Source organism: Sporosarcina sp. P12(2017), from assembly GCF_002743035.1.
Lineage (GTDB): Bacteria > Bacillota > Bacilli > Bacillales_A > Planococcaceae > Sporosarcina > Sporosarcina ureae.
Genome location: NZ_PDYL01000009.1, coordinates 1 through 17316, shown reverse-complemented (window position 1 = coordinate 17316; position 17316 = coordinate 1). Strand labels below are relative to the sequence as shown.

Genomic DNA, 17316 nt, shown 5'->3' with positions numbered 1-17316 from the left:
ATTTCAATTTCAAAGTTCTTATTAAAGCAGTAAAGTCGACTCTACAGTAGTAGAATCGACTTTTCGGGCATCAAAATAGAATGAATATGAAGTTGTAATAGTTATTATCTACAGTATATCATTTCTCAATGAGAAGTGTTACTTAAATGGCTAATTCATGCAAAAGTAATAGATAGTCAACATACAGAGTAAAGTTGACGCAGTGAGTAAAAAGGGATTGAAGCTTCAGCTTGGGACGCGTTCCGGGGGAGCAATCCTACTTAGAACTTTTATTGGCGTTAGTAAAAGGAGTAGTGTAAGCTCCTAACTAATTTAAGCTCAAGTGCAAATTAATTCGATTTCAAAAACAAGCACAAGGTTTTGAACTACACTCTCCAATTAAAGAACGAGTGAAAAGTGAAGCGGAGTGGAAGGCGGCGACTCGGGGAGGATCAGTCCGACAGGTGAGACAACCAAAAGGAAGTGAAGCGAACTGGTTGGCTCAACGCGGGCCCTCCCGAACGCGTCCGCCTGGAACGCAGTGTAACGATGCATACCCCCGATGAGCAAACCCTATCCCCAATACCCATTTAGGCCAAATTATTGTACAAACAAAAAAAGCAGCGAATGACGGTTCTCATTCGCTGCTTACTTTTAGTTGAATACTTTATCTTTAAACTGAGAGAGCTTTTCGAGAGATGACTTGTCGATGTCAGCATGCAGGCTGTTACCGTGAGAGTCCATCGTTACGACTGCAGTGAAGTCCTCTACGCGTAAATGCCAGAGCGCTTCTGGAATACCGAACTCCAGCAAGTCGACGCCTTCTACCTCTTTAATACAGTCAGCATAATACTGCGCCGCGCCGCCGATACCATTCAAGTACACACCGCCGTGCTCTTTTAGAGCCGCAAGTGTTCTAGGTCCCATTCCGCCTTTACCGATCACCGCGCGGATTCCGAACTTTTTCATGATATCACCTTGGTACGGTTCTTCACGCATAGAAGTCGTAGGTCCCGCTGCTTTGATCTCATACTTACCTTCATCATTCTTAAGAACAACCGGTCCGCAGTGATAGATGACTTGACCATTCAAATCAACTGGTGCATCGTTATCCATTAAATGCTTATGGATAGCATCGCGACCTGTGTACATACGGCCTGAAATTTTTACCACGTCGCCAACATGAAGGTCGCGAACGTCTTCTTCTGAAATAGGCGCTTGCAAGTGTACAATACGTGCAGTGGATTTTGCTTCTTCAGCTGGCTGTTCGAATGCAATTTTCTCGCCTTCATTATAGTGCCAATCCATGATTTCACCAGTTTTGGCATTAATGTTCACTGCCATACGGCGATATGCCCAGCAGTTATACGCTACAGACACGTAGAAGCTTGCAGGAATACGGTGCATGACACCGATTTTACATCCTAGTAATGTTGCTTCGCCGCCGAAGCCCATTGTCCCGATTCCAAGAAGATTAGCTTTTTCTAATACGTATTCTTCCAATCGTGCTAATTCAGGAATTGGATTAACGTCTGTTACGTCACGGAAAAGTTGTTCTTTCGCAAGGTCATATCCAGATGAACGATCGCCGCCGATTCCAACACCGATAAATCCAGCAGAACAACCTTGTCCTTGTGCCTGGTAAACAGAGTGAAGGATACATTTACGAATACCGTCCAAATCGCGTCCTGCACGGCCAAGACCTTCTAATTCAGTAGGGAGGCTGTATTGGATGTTTTTGTTTTCACACCCGCCACCTTTTAAGATTAACTTTACTTCTATATAATCTTCTTCCCATTGTTCAAACTTTACGACAGGTAGGCCGGTTCCTAAGTTATTGCCGCTATTATCGCCAGTTAATGAATCTACAGCGTTCGGACGGAGCTTTCCCTTTTTTGTAGCTAACTCCAAAGCGTGTACAATAGCCGCTTTGATTTCCAATTGGTTTACTCCGATTGGTGTTTTGATCTTGAATGTAGGAAGGCCTGTATCCTGACAAATTGGAGATAGTTTATCATCTGCCATATTGATATTATTTGCGATCGTATCCAAACTCATTGCAGCGCTTGTTCCTTTATTCTCTTTTTCCTTTGCAGAAAGAATTGCGCGTCTAACGTCTTTTGGTAGGTTTGTGGACGTTTCGCAAACCAGTTCATATATACTCTTCTCAATTGTCTCTATGTACATCTCAAAATCCCCCGTTAGTATATGTTATTTTTTTGAACTATCCATCTGTTCTTCCAATTCATCAAGTAACATGATTAGACGATCTATATCTTGGAGGTCCGTGTGTTCAGGTTCAATCGCTTCTAATGTTTCAATGAATTGATTGAATCGATTCTTCAGTTCGACGACTTGTTCGTTATTTTGTGAGTTATCCATACGTACACCTCTTTCTATCATTGATATCGTATACGAAAACACTATTTTTTTCAATCTGATTTTGTTGTACGTGCAGTAAACAGCAAAATAAAAAAAATATAAGAATGTTCATTAAAACACTTTACAATTAACAGAATAGTTGGTATAGTAAGTTTAATCAAAAGAAAAGGAGGTCGTAGTTATAGAGACGAATCGAATCCTAGACACATAACAACGAAGGAGGGGATCCGTAACAATCCAACACCGAAGAACACGTTGGATAACTACGAATGTAAACATGCAAACTGAAGATGAATCAAATAATTAGAGACCTTATCTGTTGGTATTGAACATACAGATAAGGTCTCTTATTTATTGTGTAATCGCATTTCCTTTTTCATATTCTTTCACTAACTGATCGAGTGAGTGGAATTTATAGCCTTGCTTCTTGGCATCACGAATGAAATCGGGGAGTGCCTCTGCGTTATCAGGAGATACGGTATGCATTAGAATGACAGCACCCGGGTGTAATTGATTCATCAATTCGTTATAGGCATACGCTTTTCCTTTACGTTGATCCCGATGCCAATCAATGAATGCGACGGACCAGAAAATATGCCTGTACCCGAGGTCATTTCCTTTTTGCAGTAACTTTGCATTGAATGTCCCCTCTGGCGGCCTCGTATAGATCGTCCTTTTTTGACCAGTAGTAGCATATACAATTTCATCTAACCTCTTCCACTCATCTTCCATCTGCTTCTCAGTTAAGTTCGCCATGTTCGGGTGGTCATATGAATGATTTCCGATGCCATGACCATCTTTCACCATGCGTTTTACTAAGTCACTGGCGCTTTTTACATAATGCCCAGTCAAGAAAAATGTGGCGGGTGCTTTCTCTTTTTTTAGTGTATCTAAAATGCTTTCAGTGTAGCCATTTTCATATCCGTTGTCGAATGTTAGATAAACGACTTTTTTATCTTCTTTCCCTTTATAGATTGCACCGTGATCATCAAGCAATTTATCCAGTTCTGCTCCGGCAGAAGGGGGAACTCCTTCTGTGGACTTTTTAAACCCCCAATGAAAAGCTTCTGCTTGTACAGTGAAAGGGTTCATTATAACTCCCACAATTAGCAGACAAGATGCCAGTAAAATTCCTGACAAATGATGAGTCATTTAAGCATCACTCCTTTTTACTAAGCATGTGCTAATCGGCTCTTTGTATGTAATGAAAACGAAAAAATGTTTGTCAAAACGAAAAAACATTTTAACAAACATTTGAAATCATTTTAACAGATTTTCAAGTGCCGGTCGTAATGAAGGGTAAGAAAAGATAAATCCGTTAGCCAGTAGCTTTTCCGGTAATACATGCTGACCTTGCAAAACAACGATACTTTTTTCTCCTAATGCTGCTTTCATTGCAAAACTTGGAACTGGGAACCAGTGCGGACGATGCAATACTTTGCCGATCGTTTTTCCGAAAGCATTCATATGCATCGGACTCGGTGCAACTACGTTAACGGGACCTTCCACGTCATCATTCTCTATTAAGAAGAGAATAGCATTGGCTAGGTCTTCAACATGCACCCACGAAAACCATTGATTGCCTGAACCAATTTTTCCACCGGCAAATAATTGATAAGGCAGCTTAATAAGTGGAAGTGCACCGCCGTCTTTACCGAGTACAATGCCGAATCGTGTATATACAGTACGTACACCCATTTCATTTGCTTGTCCCGCAAGCTTTTCCCAGTCATGTACGGTTTTGGCTAGAAAATCGTCGCCGACTGCAGTGGAATCTTCCGCATATTCAGCTGTAAGCGATGTAGGGTAAATACCGATCGCACTCGCATTCACTAAAACACGTGGTTTCTCCGGAAGTGTTCGTATAATACGCAACACTTCTTGTGTAGCAGTGATTCGGCTATCGTAAATTTGCTTTTTTCGTTCTTCAGACCAACGACCGTCATCAATGGACACCCCTGCTAAATTGACAAATGCATCTACTTGCCCCACTTCATTCTCGGGTGATGCCTGATCTGTCAACCATTGAACATAGTGAACTCCATTATGCTTCGATGAAGGCTTGCGCGTGAAGATGACTACTTCATGACCTTTTTCCTTCAACTTCTCAGTTAAGATTGTACCAATGAATCCAGTTCCCCCTGTAATAACCACTCTCATAATGGTTTCCCTCCATTCTCTTGAAAATTAATACACTATTGCTGACCACCACGGTAAGAAGCGGTATACTAAGATAAAGTAGGTGATGGAAACGTGCCGCTTATTACCAAAATATCACAACAAAAACGAGATAGCGAACGTTACAATATTTTCCTTGATGATCAATATGCATTTAGTGTCCATGAAACAGTCCTAGTGAAATTTGAGCTCACAAAAGGGATGGAATTAGACGATTGGTCTAAGGATGAAATTGTTTATTCAGACCAAATTGAAAAGGCATTTAATCGTGCGTTACACTTTTTGTCATTCCGAATGCGGAGTGAAATGGAAGTCAAAAAGAAATTACTTGAAAAAGAGTATGGAGAAGCCGTTGTTCTAGAAGCTATCGTGAAATTAAAACGACTTGGCTTTTTGAATGATGAAGCATTTTCGGAAGCCCTTGTTCGTACAGAAAAAAATAGCACATTAAAAGGTCCTAGAGCTATTCAGCAATCACTATATAAAAAAGGTATACCCAAAGAACTGCAAACTCAAGCATTGGAGGAATATACAATGGAAGATCAAATGGCTAATGCCATGAAGTTGGCCGAAAAGACGATTCGTTCGAATAATTCACAGCCTCCTGCACAAGTAAAGCAAAAAATACAAAACACATTGGCTAGAAAAGGATTTTCTTATCAACAAATTTCGGAAGTTCTCAGCAATGTGACCATTGAACGTGATGAAGAAGAGTGGTCTGATATCACGTCTGCATTTGGTGAGAAAGCATGGAGACGATACCAAAGCAAATACTCAGGATCCGATCTTAGACAACGCGTGAAGCAATCTATGTATCAAAAAGGAATTCCGCTCAGTCAAATCGATCAATTTATTGAACAGAAAAGGAATGAAGAAGATGGATACTGAAAAACATTATAGTGAGATGAATGAAAACGAACTGCGTAGTGAAGTCGCTAACCTAATGGAGAAAGCACGTAAGGCTGAACAAATGGGGATGATTAGTGAATACGCAGTTCACCAAAGAAAAGCGGTTCTTGTACAGTCATATCTTGTAGATCCGGCTACTATTAAGCCGGGCGAGATGTACCGTATTGAAGGAGACGATGGGGTCTTTTTTCAAGTGGACTACCTCAAAGGGTTGTTCGCATGGGGGTATCGCTTAGGCGGTGAGAAAGCCGAAGAAGCATTGCCACTTGCTATGTTGAAAAATATAAAAAGCGGAAAATAAACAGAAAAAGAGCGCTCGTGCACTATGCACGAACGTTCTTTAGTTATTTGGGGCGAAATTAAGCTTTTTACGCAACTTTTCTTCTGAGAAGATCCAGCCTGTATAAGAATTGACTACTTCTAAGTCTTCATTGACGTGTGCGACTGCAACGAATGGGTAGTAACCCTTGCTTCGATAACGCAGATCAATTAAACGAACTTCATAAATATGTCCCTTTTCCGAAATCGACCAGCGATAAAGCGGCGAAAACGAAGTGAAAGCTTGCATGTTCGGATCTTCCAGTGCTACTTCAACTTGAGGCGACATCGGCATCACTTCGCGCTCAAATCGTTCGTAAATTGTAATAGAACGTCCGTATGCTCGTCCTACATAATGGTCAACATCTGTCGTGGCAGCAACTCTCCACTGGAAGAAGTTCATCGTAGGTGCAGTGAATATATGCGTCGCGTTTGGAATCGTCTTCTTGACTGCGTTCTTCACTGCGCTCTTCACTGCAAAGCGCAATAGGTAATAGAAGAAGATGACGATATATAATGTGGACATCGTGAAGACAGGGTCTGCGCCGAGCACCCATGCCAGGATTGCAATTACATGGAGTCCAAATATAATCGGATCAAATGTATTAATGACTCCTATGGCTACCCATTTATAAGAAAAAGGGCGAAGAGCTTGTGTACCATATGAGTTGAAAATATCGACAAATACATGTGTGAACACAGCTAAAAATGTCCAAGCCCAGACGTGAAAGAAAATTGATTCAGGAACAATGAAAGTCAATAGTATGGAAATTAGCAAAGGCCACAGCATAATAGCTGGAACCGAATGCGTAATACCGCGGTGATTACGTAAATAGACAGCATTGTTACGAAGCTTCAATACCGTATCTATATCGGGAATTAGTGAACCGACCATAATACCTGCAAATACGGCGCCCATTGTGGCTGGTTCAGTTGCTACAGTTGAATCAGCAAGAGCCAATCCACTAATCGCAACACCCATAGCAATATGTGTGCCTGTATCCAAATTATCACTCCTTTATCCGAAGAGTTATATACTACTTATAATTATATACCCTTTATCATCATAACTAAAAGTATTTACATGAAGAAGCGAGGTCCATATGCAAATTATTGAACGAAAGAAAGCATTTCAAGATGCGTTATTGACTTGGTATGAAGCCGAAAAACGAGACTTGCCCTGGAGGAGGACCGATAATCCATACTATATTTGGATTTCGGAAGTTATGTTACAACAGACCAGAGTAGATACTGTCATACCGTATTACGAACGTTTCATTAAAAAGTTTCCCACGATGCAAGATCTTTCAGATGCACCAGAAGAAGATATCTTGAAAATGTGGGAAGGACTAGGATATTACTCTAGAGTGCGCAACCTTCAATCGGGTGTGAGAGAAGTCGTTGAAACTTATGGCGGGAAAGTTCCTAATAACCGAAAAGAAATTTCTACATTAAAAGGAGTCGGGCCATACACGGCAGGTGCCATCTTAAGTATTGCCTATGGGGTACCTGAACATGCAGTAGACGGAAATGTCATGCGTGTATTGTCGAGAATTTTATTAATTGAAGAAGATATCGCATTGCCACGTAATAAAAAGTTATTTGAACAAGCTGTGATGGAGTTAATTTCGGAGGAGGATCCATCTTCCTTTAACCAAGCGCTCATGGAATTGGGCGCAACCATATGTACGCCGAATCCACATTGTTTATTATGCTCAGTTAGAGATTTTTGTATCGCTTTTGAAGAAGGAAAACAACAGCAATTACCAATTAAGATAAAAAAGCAGAAAATGAAGCATGTTAAGTTAGCTGCTTTCGCGATTCAAAATGGAGACGGCTATTGGTTGTTGCAGAAACGCCCAAGCACGGGACTGCTTGCTAGTCTTTGGGAATTTCCAATGATCGAACTTCAAGAAGCTTCTGCAGTGGAAGCATTTGAAAAAGAGAAGGGATTGAAGTTAAAAAACCTTCAAGAGTTACCGCATGTCCATCACGTGTTTTCCCATATCACATGGGATATTCATGTATATCGTGCACAATTGGAAGAGGAACATACAGAAGGTGATTTGCAGTTCTTCACTAAACAAGAAGTTGAAGCGCTGCCAAAGTCAAAACCTGTCCTAAAAATTATCGACTTGCTGGAATGGTAAAAACTTTATAACTCTCCGTGAATAAAAGTCCGACTTACAGGACATCATAGTCAGTACGGAGGTGAATAATCCATGCCAAAGAAACCAAAACAAAATTCACAGCTAGACCCATCTATGACAGATGCGAACCAAGTGAAGAAACAGAATGCGCAACCATCGATGAATCAAGAGTTCGCTTCCGAGACGGACTTTAATCAAGTTCGTCAGCAAAACGCGCAGTCTGCGATGAACATGCAGTCTTCTTCATCCGCGATGCAGTCCTCTATGAACGAGGAGTTCGGATCTGAGACAGATGTCAATGAAGTGAAGAAACAAATCAACAAAGCAGAAGCAAACAAACAAAAAGCTTCAGGAGCACGTGCGAATCAATATAAAGGTTCAAACTAAGCGTGGTCATCACGGACCGGTAGAAAAGGCTATTATAAGCCATTTCTACCGGTTTTCTTGCGTAAAAAAACATGCTGTGGACCTATTGTATTCAATCAATTACAAAATAGATGGTTGAATCGTTTTAAATTTAGGAAAGCTGTTGGTATAATGAACAGATAGCAAGAGCGGCAAGGCTCAAAGGTGGTATAAAAAATGGCAATCCCAAAAGAAGGAGAAACTGTACAGATACACAGCTACAAACATAACGGCAAAATTCACCGTGTCTGGCAAGAGACACTCGTATTAAAAGGCACACGCAATATTATTATCGGCGGTAATGAACGCACACTTGTGACAGAATCCGATGGTCGCACTTGGCTGACACGTGAGCCATCCATCTGCTACTTTCATGCGGAAAATTGGTTTAACATCATTTGTATGCTACGTGAAGATGGTGTCTACTATTATGTCAACATGAGTTCACCATTCGTTTACGATGAAAAGTACTTGAAGTATATTGATTATGACTTGGACGTAAAAGTGTTTCCTGATATGAGCTATTTGATTCTTGATGAAGACGAATATGCAGATCATAAGCGTCAAATGAATTATCCGGAAGTCATAGATTTAATCTTGCAGGATAACTTAAAGAAGCTTCTTGGCTGGATCAAACAACGAAAAGGTCCATTTGCTCCCGATTTCATTGATGTGTGGACTTCACGTTATGAATTTTATAAGCAAATCCAAGAAGAACAAAGCTAGACCTGCTTGCATCCGTGCAAGTCAGGTTTTTTTAGTAGGAGGACTAAATGGGCGAAAGTATTAAACGTTATCTTCAATTCGTAAAGCCATATAACTGGCAAATTGTTCTCACTGTTCTTATTGGTGTCGTAAAGTTTGCCATTCCGTTATTTTTACCATTATTAATTAAAATTGTGATTGATGATATCATCGGTTCGCCGACGTTAAGTGACTCCGATAAAACACAGCAATTATTTTATTGGCTCGGCGGCACGATCATTGTGTTCTTCTTGATCCGTCCGCCGGTGGAATATTATCGTCAATACTATGCACAGTTAGTTAGTAATAAAATTTTGTTCGATATCCGCAAATCGCTTTATAGTCATTTGCAAAAGCTTGGATTGCGCTTCTATTCTAATACACGTGCAGGTGAAGTGATATCGCGAGTCATCAATGACGTAGAGCAGACAAAAAACTTCGTCATGATTGGTTTGATGAACGTCTGGCTGGACTTAGCTACCATCATTATTGCAATTGCCATCATGTTGACATTAGATGTGGAGTTAACACTCGTCACATTGCTCGCATTTCCGTTTTATGCATTCAGTGTCAAGCATTTCTTCGGTAAATTGCGTCAGTTAACACGTAAACGATCCCAGGCACTTGCTGATGTACAAAGTTATTTGCATGAGCGTGTGGCGGGAGTCAGTATTATTAAGAGCTTTGCAATCGAAGAAAAAGAGCAGGAACGTTTTGATGAAGTGAACAATAAATTCCTTGACCGAGCAATTGAACATACACGCTGGAATGCCAAAGCGTTTGCTGTCGTCAATACGATTACCGATGTGGCTCCGTTACTCGTTATTGGCTATGCGGGCTACCAAGTAATCAACGGATCATTAACTGTCGGAACGATGGTCGCTTTCATCGCATTCATAGAAAGACTGTACTCGCCATTACGTCGATTAGTTAACTCATCTACTTCATTGACGCAATCATTTGCATCAATGGACAGAGTACTGGACTTAATGAATGAAAAATATGACGTTGTCGATAAAGAGGATGCAAAAGCATTGCCATCAATTGCTGGAGAAATCCAATTTGATCGTGTCAGCTTTGCATATGAAGAAGAGGAAGTACTGAAAAATATTAGCTTGAGGATAAGCCCAGGCGAAACAGCTGCTCTTGTTGGTATGAGTGGTGGTGGGAAATCCACTATTATCAGTTTGATTCCGAGATTTTACGATGTAACGTCGGGGGCTATTCGCATCGATGGTCATGATATCCGTGACGTACAGGTTAAATCGCTTCGTGATCAGATCGGGATGGTACTTCAAGATTCAATTCTGTTCAGCGATTCTGTCAAAAGTAATATTTTGATGGGGAAGCCGGACGCGACAGATGAAGAAGTCATCGCTGCAGCAAAAGCAGCAAATGCGCATGATTTTATTGAAACACTGAGTGAAGGATATGATACAAGGGTAGGAGAACGCGGTGTGAAGTTGTCGGGTGGACAGAAACAACGTATCTCCATTGCCCGCGTCTTCCTGAAGAACCCGGCATTGCTCATCTTGGATGAAGCAACATCTGCCTTGGATTTGGAAAGTGAAGCGCTCATTCAAGATTCATTGGAACGCTTGGCGCATGATCGTACTACACTAATCGTTGCCCATCGATTATCTACTATTACACATGCAGATTGTATTTATGTGATAGACCACGGAGACTTAAAAGAGTCAGGTACCCACCAGGAATTGATGAAACTAAACGGTACATACGCTGGTTTATACAATCGTCAGGAACTTGGGGGATAATTAGAAGGGGCAATATGGAGAGGATCAGCGTGATTCCTATAACGAAAATCCGAAATATTTAGCAACTGAACTTCAACTATTTATATAAACAAAAACGGCACAAGACTATAAAAGTCTTGTGCCGTTTTATTAATAGAATTCATCTTCTAAAATATTCTCTTCATCTTCATATCGTGTTTGATAAGAAGTGATCAACGTATCGAGATGCTCCAGCTGTTCTTCGTAATTCAGGATGGAAGAAAGAACATGAAGCAAGTGGTAAGAAGAAAACTCTTCTTCTTCATTGGTAATGGCAATTTCTTTCACGAAAATATTCATCACTTCTTGTCGCTGAATAAACTCACTATGTGTTTCATCCTCGTCGAAATCAGCTTTTAGCTTACCAACGAATTTCAGATGGAGTTGTTCATGATAAACGAGTAGTGACTCTAGACGCTCCTGAATCATCATACGAAAATGCTCTGGAAGATTGATGAGTTCATTTTCAAATTTGTGCAGCCTTTTCAGGACGTCATAACTACTTCTAGTTGTAGCGACCATTTGCCGATAGACAACAAGCCGTCTCGCTTTTGCAGCAGAAGTTTTCTTGAAATAGCTACGCTCTTCTTTAAATAATAAGTACAGCTGATCAATTTGTATCAGACGTTCCTTTAACTTACTCAACGATTTCTTCATAGCTGTGTGTTCAGAAACTTGACGACCAGCTAGACGCGTCCAACGAATAATTTCGTCCTGTGCCTGGTGAATCGCCTGAAACAGTTTCGTTTCATATTTCGGTGGCATAAAGACTAGGTTCACAATGAATGCTGCTAGTACACCTACCAAAATTGTACCTACACGAAGAAGGGCGAATGTTAAGAAGGCATCATCTTTAACTTCCATCACTGCAATCATCGTGACGAGTGCGAGTGACATAGACTTTTCAAGGCCTAGTTTCAACATGATCGTCATGACGATGACGGCTGCCAAACCGACGATTATTAATTGAGGTCCAAAGATGAGTGTAAATAAGACTGCTATAGTGGCACCGATTAAATTACCTTGCAGTTGTTCTACTATTGTTAAGTATGATCTGTAAATAGAGGGTTGGATTGCGAAAATAGCTGCAATACCTGCGAACACTGCTGTAGGTAAATCTAGTAAATTTGCGAGAAACAGAGCAAATACAATCGCAATACCCGTCTTAAAGACGCGGGCACCAAGTTTCATTGGGTAATTCCTTTCCTAAAAGCTCTTTTATGCTTACTTTACAATATACGCATAAAACGGTCAATTGTTCTATTTCAAAGTGCTTTAAATGCACGATCTACTGCTTCAAGTGTTTCGTTTATATCGGATTCTGTATGAGCAGAAGTTAAGAACCAAGCTTCATACTTAGATGGTGCCAAATTGATACCGTTTTTCAGCATTTCTTTAAAGAAACGACCAAAGATTTCTCCGTTTGTAGCTTCAGCTTGCTTATAGTTTTCCACTTTTACGTCTGTGAAGAACAATGTAAGTGCGCCTCCGAGACGATTGATCGTCAATGGGATATTGTGTTTTTTAGCCAGTTTTAGAATACCATCTTCAAGTAAACCACCTAAGCGATCCATTTCATCATAGATACCTGGTTCTTGCAATACTTCTAGACAAGCAATTCCTGAAAGCATGGATGCAGGATTTCCAGCCATTGTTCCTGCTTGATAGGCAGGGCCGAGTGGAGCAACTTGTTCCATAATTTCTTTTTTACCGCCATAAGCACCAATTGGTAAACCGCCGCCGATAATCTTTCCGAATGCTGTTAAATCTGGTTGTAGTCCAAGTAACGTTTGTGCCGCACCATAATGAAAACGGAACGCTGTAATGACCTCATCGTAGATAGTCAACACACCTTGTTCTTTAGCTAACTCATGAACGAGTTCCAAGAACCCTTCATTCGGCTCGACGATTCCAAAGTTTCCAACAATCGGTTCGATTAGAATACAAGCAAGTTCATCGCCCCATTGCTTCATTGCTGCTTTATAGCTTTCGGGATCATTAAATGGAATAGTGATGACTTCTTTAGCGATAGAAGAAGGGACACCTGCAGAATCGGGCGTGCCTAACGTAGCAGGACCAGATCCAGCAGCTACTAATACAAGATCCGAGTGACCGTGATAGCAACCTGCGAACTTCATAATCTTCGTACGACCAGTAAAAGCTCTTGCTACACGAATAGTTGTCATGACAGCTTCTGTTCCGGAGTTTACGAAGCGTACTTTGTCCATTCCTGGAATAGCTTCTTTTAACATTTTTGCAAACTGTACTTCATGGCGTGTAGGCGTTCCGTAGAGTACGCCTGTTTCCGCAGCCTTCGTAATAGCTTTTGTTATGTGAGGATGTGCGTGACCTGTAATGATCGGGCCGTATGCTCCCAAGTAGTCAATATAGCGATTACCATCTACATCATAGAAATAAGCGCCTTCTGCACGCTCCATGACAGTAGGTGCACCACCGCCAACCGCTCCGTAAGCTCGGGCTGGGCTGTTGACGCCACCCACAATATGTTCACATGCTTCTGCGTAGAGTGCTTCTGAATTTTTTCGGTTCATTAGTTAATTCCTCCAAATCAATTATACGTTATCCATTTTAGCATTAATTAGAGTGAAGTCTCCACCTTCAGTGTGAAGTATAGGTAAATTGTAAAATTTAAATACTTCCGATACGATGAGTATGGAGAGATTGAAATGTACTATTTGTTTTTATAAGTTAGAGGAGGATTTTCAATGGAAAAATTAGAAGGAAAGCAAGCCCCTGCATTCTCGTTAGCGAATGAAAATGGCGAAATGGTTTCATTAAATCAATTCAAAGGGAAAAAATATGTAGTGTTGTATTTTTATCCGAAAGACTCAACACCTGGCTGTACGACGGAGGCTTGTGATTTTCGTGATGCGCAAGCAGATTTTGAAGGGTTGAATGCAGTAGTGCTAGGTGTCAGTCCTGATCCTGCAACTTCTCACCAAAAGTTTATCGCGAAGCATGGCTTGCCATTTTCTTTACTTGTAGATGAAGATCATTCGGTTGCTGAACAGTATGGAGTTTGGAAACTAAAGAAGAACTTCGGTAAAGAGTATATGGGAATAGAACGATCTACATTCCTGATTGATCCTACAGGTACCGTAGTAAAAGAATGGCGGAAAGTTCGCGTGAAAGGTCATGTAGAAGATGCGCTCGCGACACTCGAGCAACTGACGAATTAGGAGGTGGACAGATGAAGATATTATTCACATTTAAGATTAAAACCTCATTTAAAGAGCAGTTGAAAGAGAAATATCCGAATGTCGATTTTATATACACAACAAATATAGATGAAGTGGCATTAGGAGATATAGAAGTAATCGTGACAGATGGCGGGGATTTAAAATCAGGACATGTCGAAAAAGCTACTGAATTGAAATGGGTCATGGTTGCGGCTGTAGGAGTTGATACATTGCCGATTGAAGCGCTACAAGCACGAAAAATTCTAGTCACTAATTCGCATGGAGTTCATAAAATGCCATTAGCCGAATCCGTACTGGCTCATTTATTATCCCTTGAAAGAGGGTTGCCGGGCATTTATAAAAGAGAGGCTGAGAAGAACTGGGAGCTGGACTCTTTACCAGGTGAAGTGAATCACTCCACTGCCTTAATAGTAGGAACAGGTGCGATAGGAGGAGAAATCGGGAGGCTTCTGCAGGCGTTTCATGTACGTACAATTGGATGTAACCGTTCAGGGCATGCAAGTCCTCATATGAATGAAACGATTCCTTTAGATGAAATCCTCGAGGAACTACCTCAAGTCGATTATGTGATTTCTATATTGCCGAGCACACCTCAAACGCGATGGATATATCAACCAGAGCATTTCCGCGCAATGAAGGAGACAGCTGTATTTATGAATGTGGGTAGGGGAGACGCAGTGAAAGAGCAGTATGTGTTGGACGCGTTAAAACATAATGAAATTCGTCATGCGGTACTTGATGTCTTTGAAACAGAGCCTTTACCTAAGGATAGTCCACTTTGGAAATTGCCGAACTGTACGGTATCACCTCATATGTCTAGTCTTTCTGATCAATACATTGAACGCTCCTTAGATATCATGGATATTAATCTTGAAAAATGGGTGGCGGGAGATCAAGATCTCATCAACCAAGTAGATTTGGCAAAAGGCTACTAATATAGTGTTATCGGCAGAATAGTTGACAATACACCCCATAGTTGAGTAAACTAATTATAATGATTATAAAGAAGTAATCCTTATGAAGTGAGGTGCATTACGATGCCTGGAGTGTTCTTAAAAGACGCGTTAGTGACATTGAAAGAAAGTGGTGTGAGAATTACTCCGCAACGACATGCGATTCTCGAGTATTTAATCACATCCCATTCACATCCAACTGCTGATGAAATCTATAAAGCGCTAGAAGAAGATTTTCCTAATATGAGTGTGGCGACAGTTTATAACAACTTGCGTGTATTCCAAAACTCTGGATTAGTAAAAGAGTTGACATACGGAGATGCGTCAAGTCGTTTTGATTTCGTGACACATGATCATTATCATATTATTTGTGACGATTGCGGTAAGATTGTAGATTTCTACCATCCCGGTCTGGAAGAAGTAGAACATCTTGCAGCGCATGTAACGGGTTTTCAAGTAAATTCACATCGTTTAGAAGTGTATGGAACTTGTCCTGACTGCGCAGCAGCAAAACAAACCCAAGCTAAATAAAAGAGTGTAGCTCCTAATGGGCTACACTCTTTTATTTTGTATTATTTTTCGTGCTTCACTTTTTTATTATATGCGATGTCGAATTCTTTGCCTTCAAGACTTGGGTCGAGTGTTAATGGCTCGCGGCAATGTCCGCACATATCAACACGTCCGAGCACTTTAGTATGTTTACCACAATTTGGACATTGTACTCGTATGGCTCGTGTCGACAAGGTACCGATCCACGCATACACCACTGTACTACCGATAATCGCCAGCATTCCCAAGAACATAAAGATCAACATGACAATTTCATTGGAACGGAAAAAGATTCCGATGTACATAATGACAACTCCAATGAAAATAAGTGCCAAGGCAAATGATCGAATACGATTTATTTTATTTTTGTAAGGCTTCATCTTAAGTTTCCTCCTAACGCTATCCTCACTTAATATATCATATTATTATGTAAATGCAGTATAAACTCCCTTTAAAATAAAGGATTTTATGTGAAATTCGTCGAAATAGAGTATTCGAGACGTCCTATAACAAGCTGGGAGGCGAGAAAGTGGAACAAATGCTACGGCCAGTGTACCAAGAAAGAGCTAGTTTACCTGAGACATTAAGCGTGCTCCTAATTGGCAATCAAAGAGAAGACGACCCGATTACGGATACTTTTGATGAGATCTTATTTATTATTACCTCAAACAATGAAATACCGATTCAGACAAAACACTATACTGATGGTAAACGTAAAGCAGCTATGCATATCATTAGCGAACGACAACTAACGCATTGGTTACTCGTAGGAACAAACAAGAAAATCATTGATTGGCTCATCCTCGGGAAAGTATTTTTTGACCGTGATGAATATGCGGAACGGCTGAAAGAACGCTTATCCGAAGAACCGTTGTTTGGTAGGGGCATTAAAATGGGAATGGAAATGGCTAAAATGATTCGCGCTTATAATGAAGGGAAAATTCATTTTGAAAGAAAACGACATATGGACTCCTATCTGTACGCGATCAATACATTGCACCACCTGGCTAGGTTCGTTGCAGTTAAACGCAACGTTTTACCGGAAAATACAGTCTGGACACAAATGAAAAAAATAGATCCAGCTGTTTTTAAGTTATATGAAGAACTGATAGGCAGTGAAGAGGAAATAGAGAAGCGTTTAGATTTAGTGTTCTTGGCAAGTGAGTTCTTCATCCATAACTATATAAATGAATCGGCGGTACATTTGTTAGCGATCATGAGGGAAAAGGAATCATGGACCGTCCAGCAATTGCACGAACAGGACGAGTTAGCGTTGTATTCCTCGGATTTAGAGTTCTTTATCGAATATTTAGTGGATAAGAATCTAATCGAAATTACACAAGTACCTTCTAAAAATGAGTTGCTATTCCATAGAGAGTACCGTATTATAAGGGCTCGGTAGCTGTCGTAGAGCGATTCTACGACAGCTCTATAACTTTTGTTGAAATAGTTGTTGACTTATTCTTTGGCGTCATGTTATTATAGTAAATGTCGCTTGGGAGAAACGTTCTAACAACGCGCACAACACATTCGGAAAAAGAATTTTAAAAAAGACTTGACGAATGAAAGTAAGATGAGTTATATTAGAGAAGTTGCTTTTACAAGAAGCAAAAAACACGAACCTTGAAAACTGAACAGCAAAACGTTAACGAAATACAGTTTGTGCATCTAACGATGACATAAACAAAATGAGTATCTTAATTGATGCCAGCAAATGAAACTCGAGCTAATCGAT

The 17316-nt window shown here is 40.6% G+C and carries 18 protein-coding genes; 10 read left to right on the top strand and 8 right to left on the bottom strand.

Features of this window, described 5'->3' with window-relative positions; translation table 11 throughout:
• Positions 1-633: 633 nt before the first annotated feature.
• From CSV80_RS08745 to CSV80_RS08730, 4 genes are all read right to left on the bottom strand, one after another.
• Positions 634-2166: a fumarate hydratase gene (locus CSV80_RS08745; RefSeq protein ID WP_099670521.1), complete on the bottom strand. Its 1533-nt coding sequence runs from the start codon at positions 2164-2166 to the stop codon at positions 634-636.
• 24 nt (positions 2167-2190) lie between these two features.
• Positions 2191-2361, bottom strand: coding sequence for an SE1561 family protein (locus CSV80_RS17650; protein WP_099635128.1), 171 nt, complete (start codon positions 2359-2361; stop codon positions 2191-2193).
• 351 nt (positions 2362-2712) lie between these two features.
• Positions 2713-3513, bottom strand: a complete 801-nt coding sequence (pdaA, locus tag CSV80_RS08735; protein ID WP_099670520.1) for a delta-lactam-biosynthetic de-N-acetylase — start codon at positions 3511-3513, stop codon at positions 2713-2715.
• 108 nt (positions 3514-3621) lie between these two features.
• A complete protein-coding gene (locus CSV80_RS08730) occupies positions 3622-4521 on the bottom strand; it encodes a TIGR01777 family oxidoreductase (protein ID WP_099670519.1) in 900 nt (299 codons plus the stop codon).
• 93 nt (positions 4522-4614) lie between these two features.
• Between CSV80_RS08730 and recX the strand changes: the two genes are divergently transcribed.
• Both recX and CSV80_RS08720 read left to right on the top strand, forming a co-directional pair.
• A complete protein-coding gene (gene recX / locus CSV80_RS08725) occupies positions 4615-5427 on the top strand; it encodes a recombination regulator RecX (RefSeq protein WP_029055241.1) in 813 nt (270 codons plus the stop codon).
• Entirely contained in the window at positions 5417-5749 is a 333-nt protein-coding gene (locus tag CSV80_RS08720; RefSeq protein ID WP_029055240.1) for a YfhH family protein, read from the top strand. The genes recX and CSV80_RS08720 overlap by 11 nt, the downstream gene beginning before the upstream one ends.
• 39 nt (positions 5750-5788) lie before the next feature.
• On the opposite strand, the gene CSV80_RS08715 is transcribed toward CSV80_RS08720, so the two are convergent.
• Positions 5789-6772, bottom strand: a complete 984-nt coding sequence (locus CSV80_RS08715) for a metal-dependent hydrolase (RefSeq protein ID WP_099670518.1) — start codon at positions 6770-6772, stop codon at positions 5789-5791.
• Between the two features lie 97 nt (positions 6773-6869).
• On the opposite strand from CSV80_RS08715, the gene mutY reads away from it, so the two are divergent.
• The 4 genes from mutY (at position 6870) to CSV80_RS08695 (ending at position 10840) form a co-directional block, all read left to right on the top strand.
• Entirely contained in the window at positions 6870-7916 is a 1047-nt protein-coding gene (gene mutY / locus CSV80_RS08710) for an A/G-specific adenine glycosylase (RefSeq protein WP_099670517.1), read from the top strand.
• Positions 7917-7988: 72 nt separating this feature from the next.
• Positions 7989-8303, top strand: a complete 315-nt coding sequence (locus CSV80_RS08705) for a gamma-type small acid-soluble spore protein (protein ID WP_099670516.1) — start codon at positions 7989-7991, stop codon at positions 8301-8303.
• A gap of 195 nt (positions 8304-8498) precedes the next feature.
• The gene (gene ntdP / locus CSV80_RS08700; RefSeq protein WP_029055236.1) at positions 8499-9047 is read left to right on the top strand and encodes a nucleoside tri-diphosphate phosphatase; all 549 of its coding nucleotides are present in this window, start codon (positions 8499-8501) and stop codon (positions 9045-9047) included.
• Positions 9048-9094: 47 nt separating this feature from the next.
• Positions 9095-10840, top strand: a complete 1746-nt coding sequence (locus tag CSV80_RS08695; RefSeq protein WP_099670515.1) for an ABC transporter ATP-binding protein — start codon at positions 9095-9097, stop codon at positions 10838-10840.
• Positions 10841-10969: 129 nt separating this feature from the next.
• Here the strand turns inward: CSV80_RS08695 and CSV80_RS08690 are convergent, their stop codons facing one another.
• Positions 10970-12049, bottom strand: a complete 1080-nt coding sequence (locus CSV80_RS08690; RefSeq protein ID WP_099670514.1) for an FUSC family protein — start codon at positions 12047-12049, stop codon at positions 10970-10972.
• Positions 12050-12123: 74 nt separating this feature from the next.
• Positions 12124-13410 (bottom strand): glutamate-1-semialdehyde 2,1-aminomutase, encoded by a 1287-nt coding sequence (locus CSV80_RS08685; RefSeq protein ID WP_099670513.1) that lies wholly within the window; start codon positions 13408-13410, stop codon positions 12124-12126.
• Between the two features lie 174 nt (positions 13411-13584).
• Between CSV80_RS08685 and bcp the strand changes: the two genes are divergently transcribed.
• From bcp to perR, 3 genes are all read left to right on the top strand, one after another.
• Positions 13585-14058 (top strand): thioredoxin-dependent thiol peroxidase, encoded by a 474-nt coding sequence (gene bcp, locus CSV80_RS08680; RefSeq protein WP_099670512.1) that lies wholly within the window; start codon positions 13585-13587, stop codon positions 14056-14058.
• Between the two features lie 11 nt (positions 14059-14069).
• The gene (locus CSV80_RS08675) at positions 14070-15014 is read left to right on the top strand and encodes a D-2-hydroxyacid dehydrogenase (protein ID WP_099670511.1); all 945 of its coding nucleotides are present in this window, start codon (positions 14070-14072) and stop codon (positions 15012-15014) included.
• A gap of 102 nt (positions 15015-15116) precedes the next feature.
• A complete protein-coding gene (gene perR, locus CSV80_RS08670) occupies positions 15117-15563 on the top strand; it encodes a peroxide-responsive transcriptional repressor PerR (RefSeq protein WP_029055230.1) in 447 nt (148 codons plus the stop codon).
• A 41-nt stretch (positions 15564-15604) separates the two neighbouring features.
• Here perR and CSV80_RS08665 read toward each other — a convergent pair whose 3' ends face one another.
• Positions 15605-15961 (bottom strand): YgzB family protein, encoded by a 357-nt coding sequence (locus tag CSV80_RS08665; RefSeq protein WP_099670510.1) that lies wholly within the window; start codon positions 15959-15961, stop codon positions 15605-15607.
• A 158-nt stretch (positions 15962-16119) separates the two neighbouring features.
• On the opposite strand from CSV80_RS08665, the gene CSV80_RS08660 reads away from it, so the two are divergent.
• On the top strand, positions 16120-16983 hold the full coding sequence (locus CSV80_RS08660; protein ID WP_369802815.1) for a nucleotidyltransferase-like protein: 864 nt from the start codon (positions 16120-16122) through the stop codon (positions 16981-16983).
• Positions 16984-17316 lie beyond the last annotated feature (333 nt).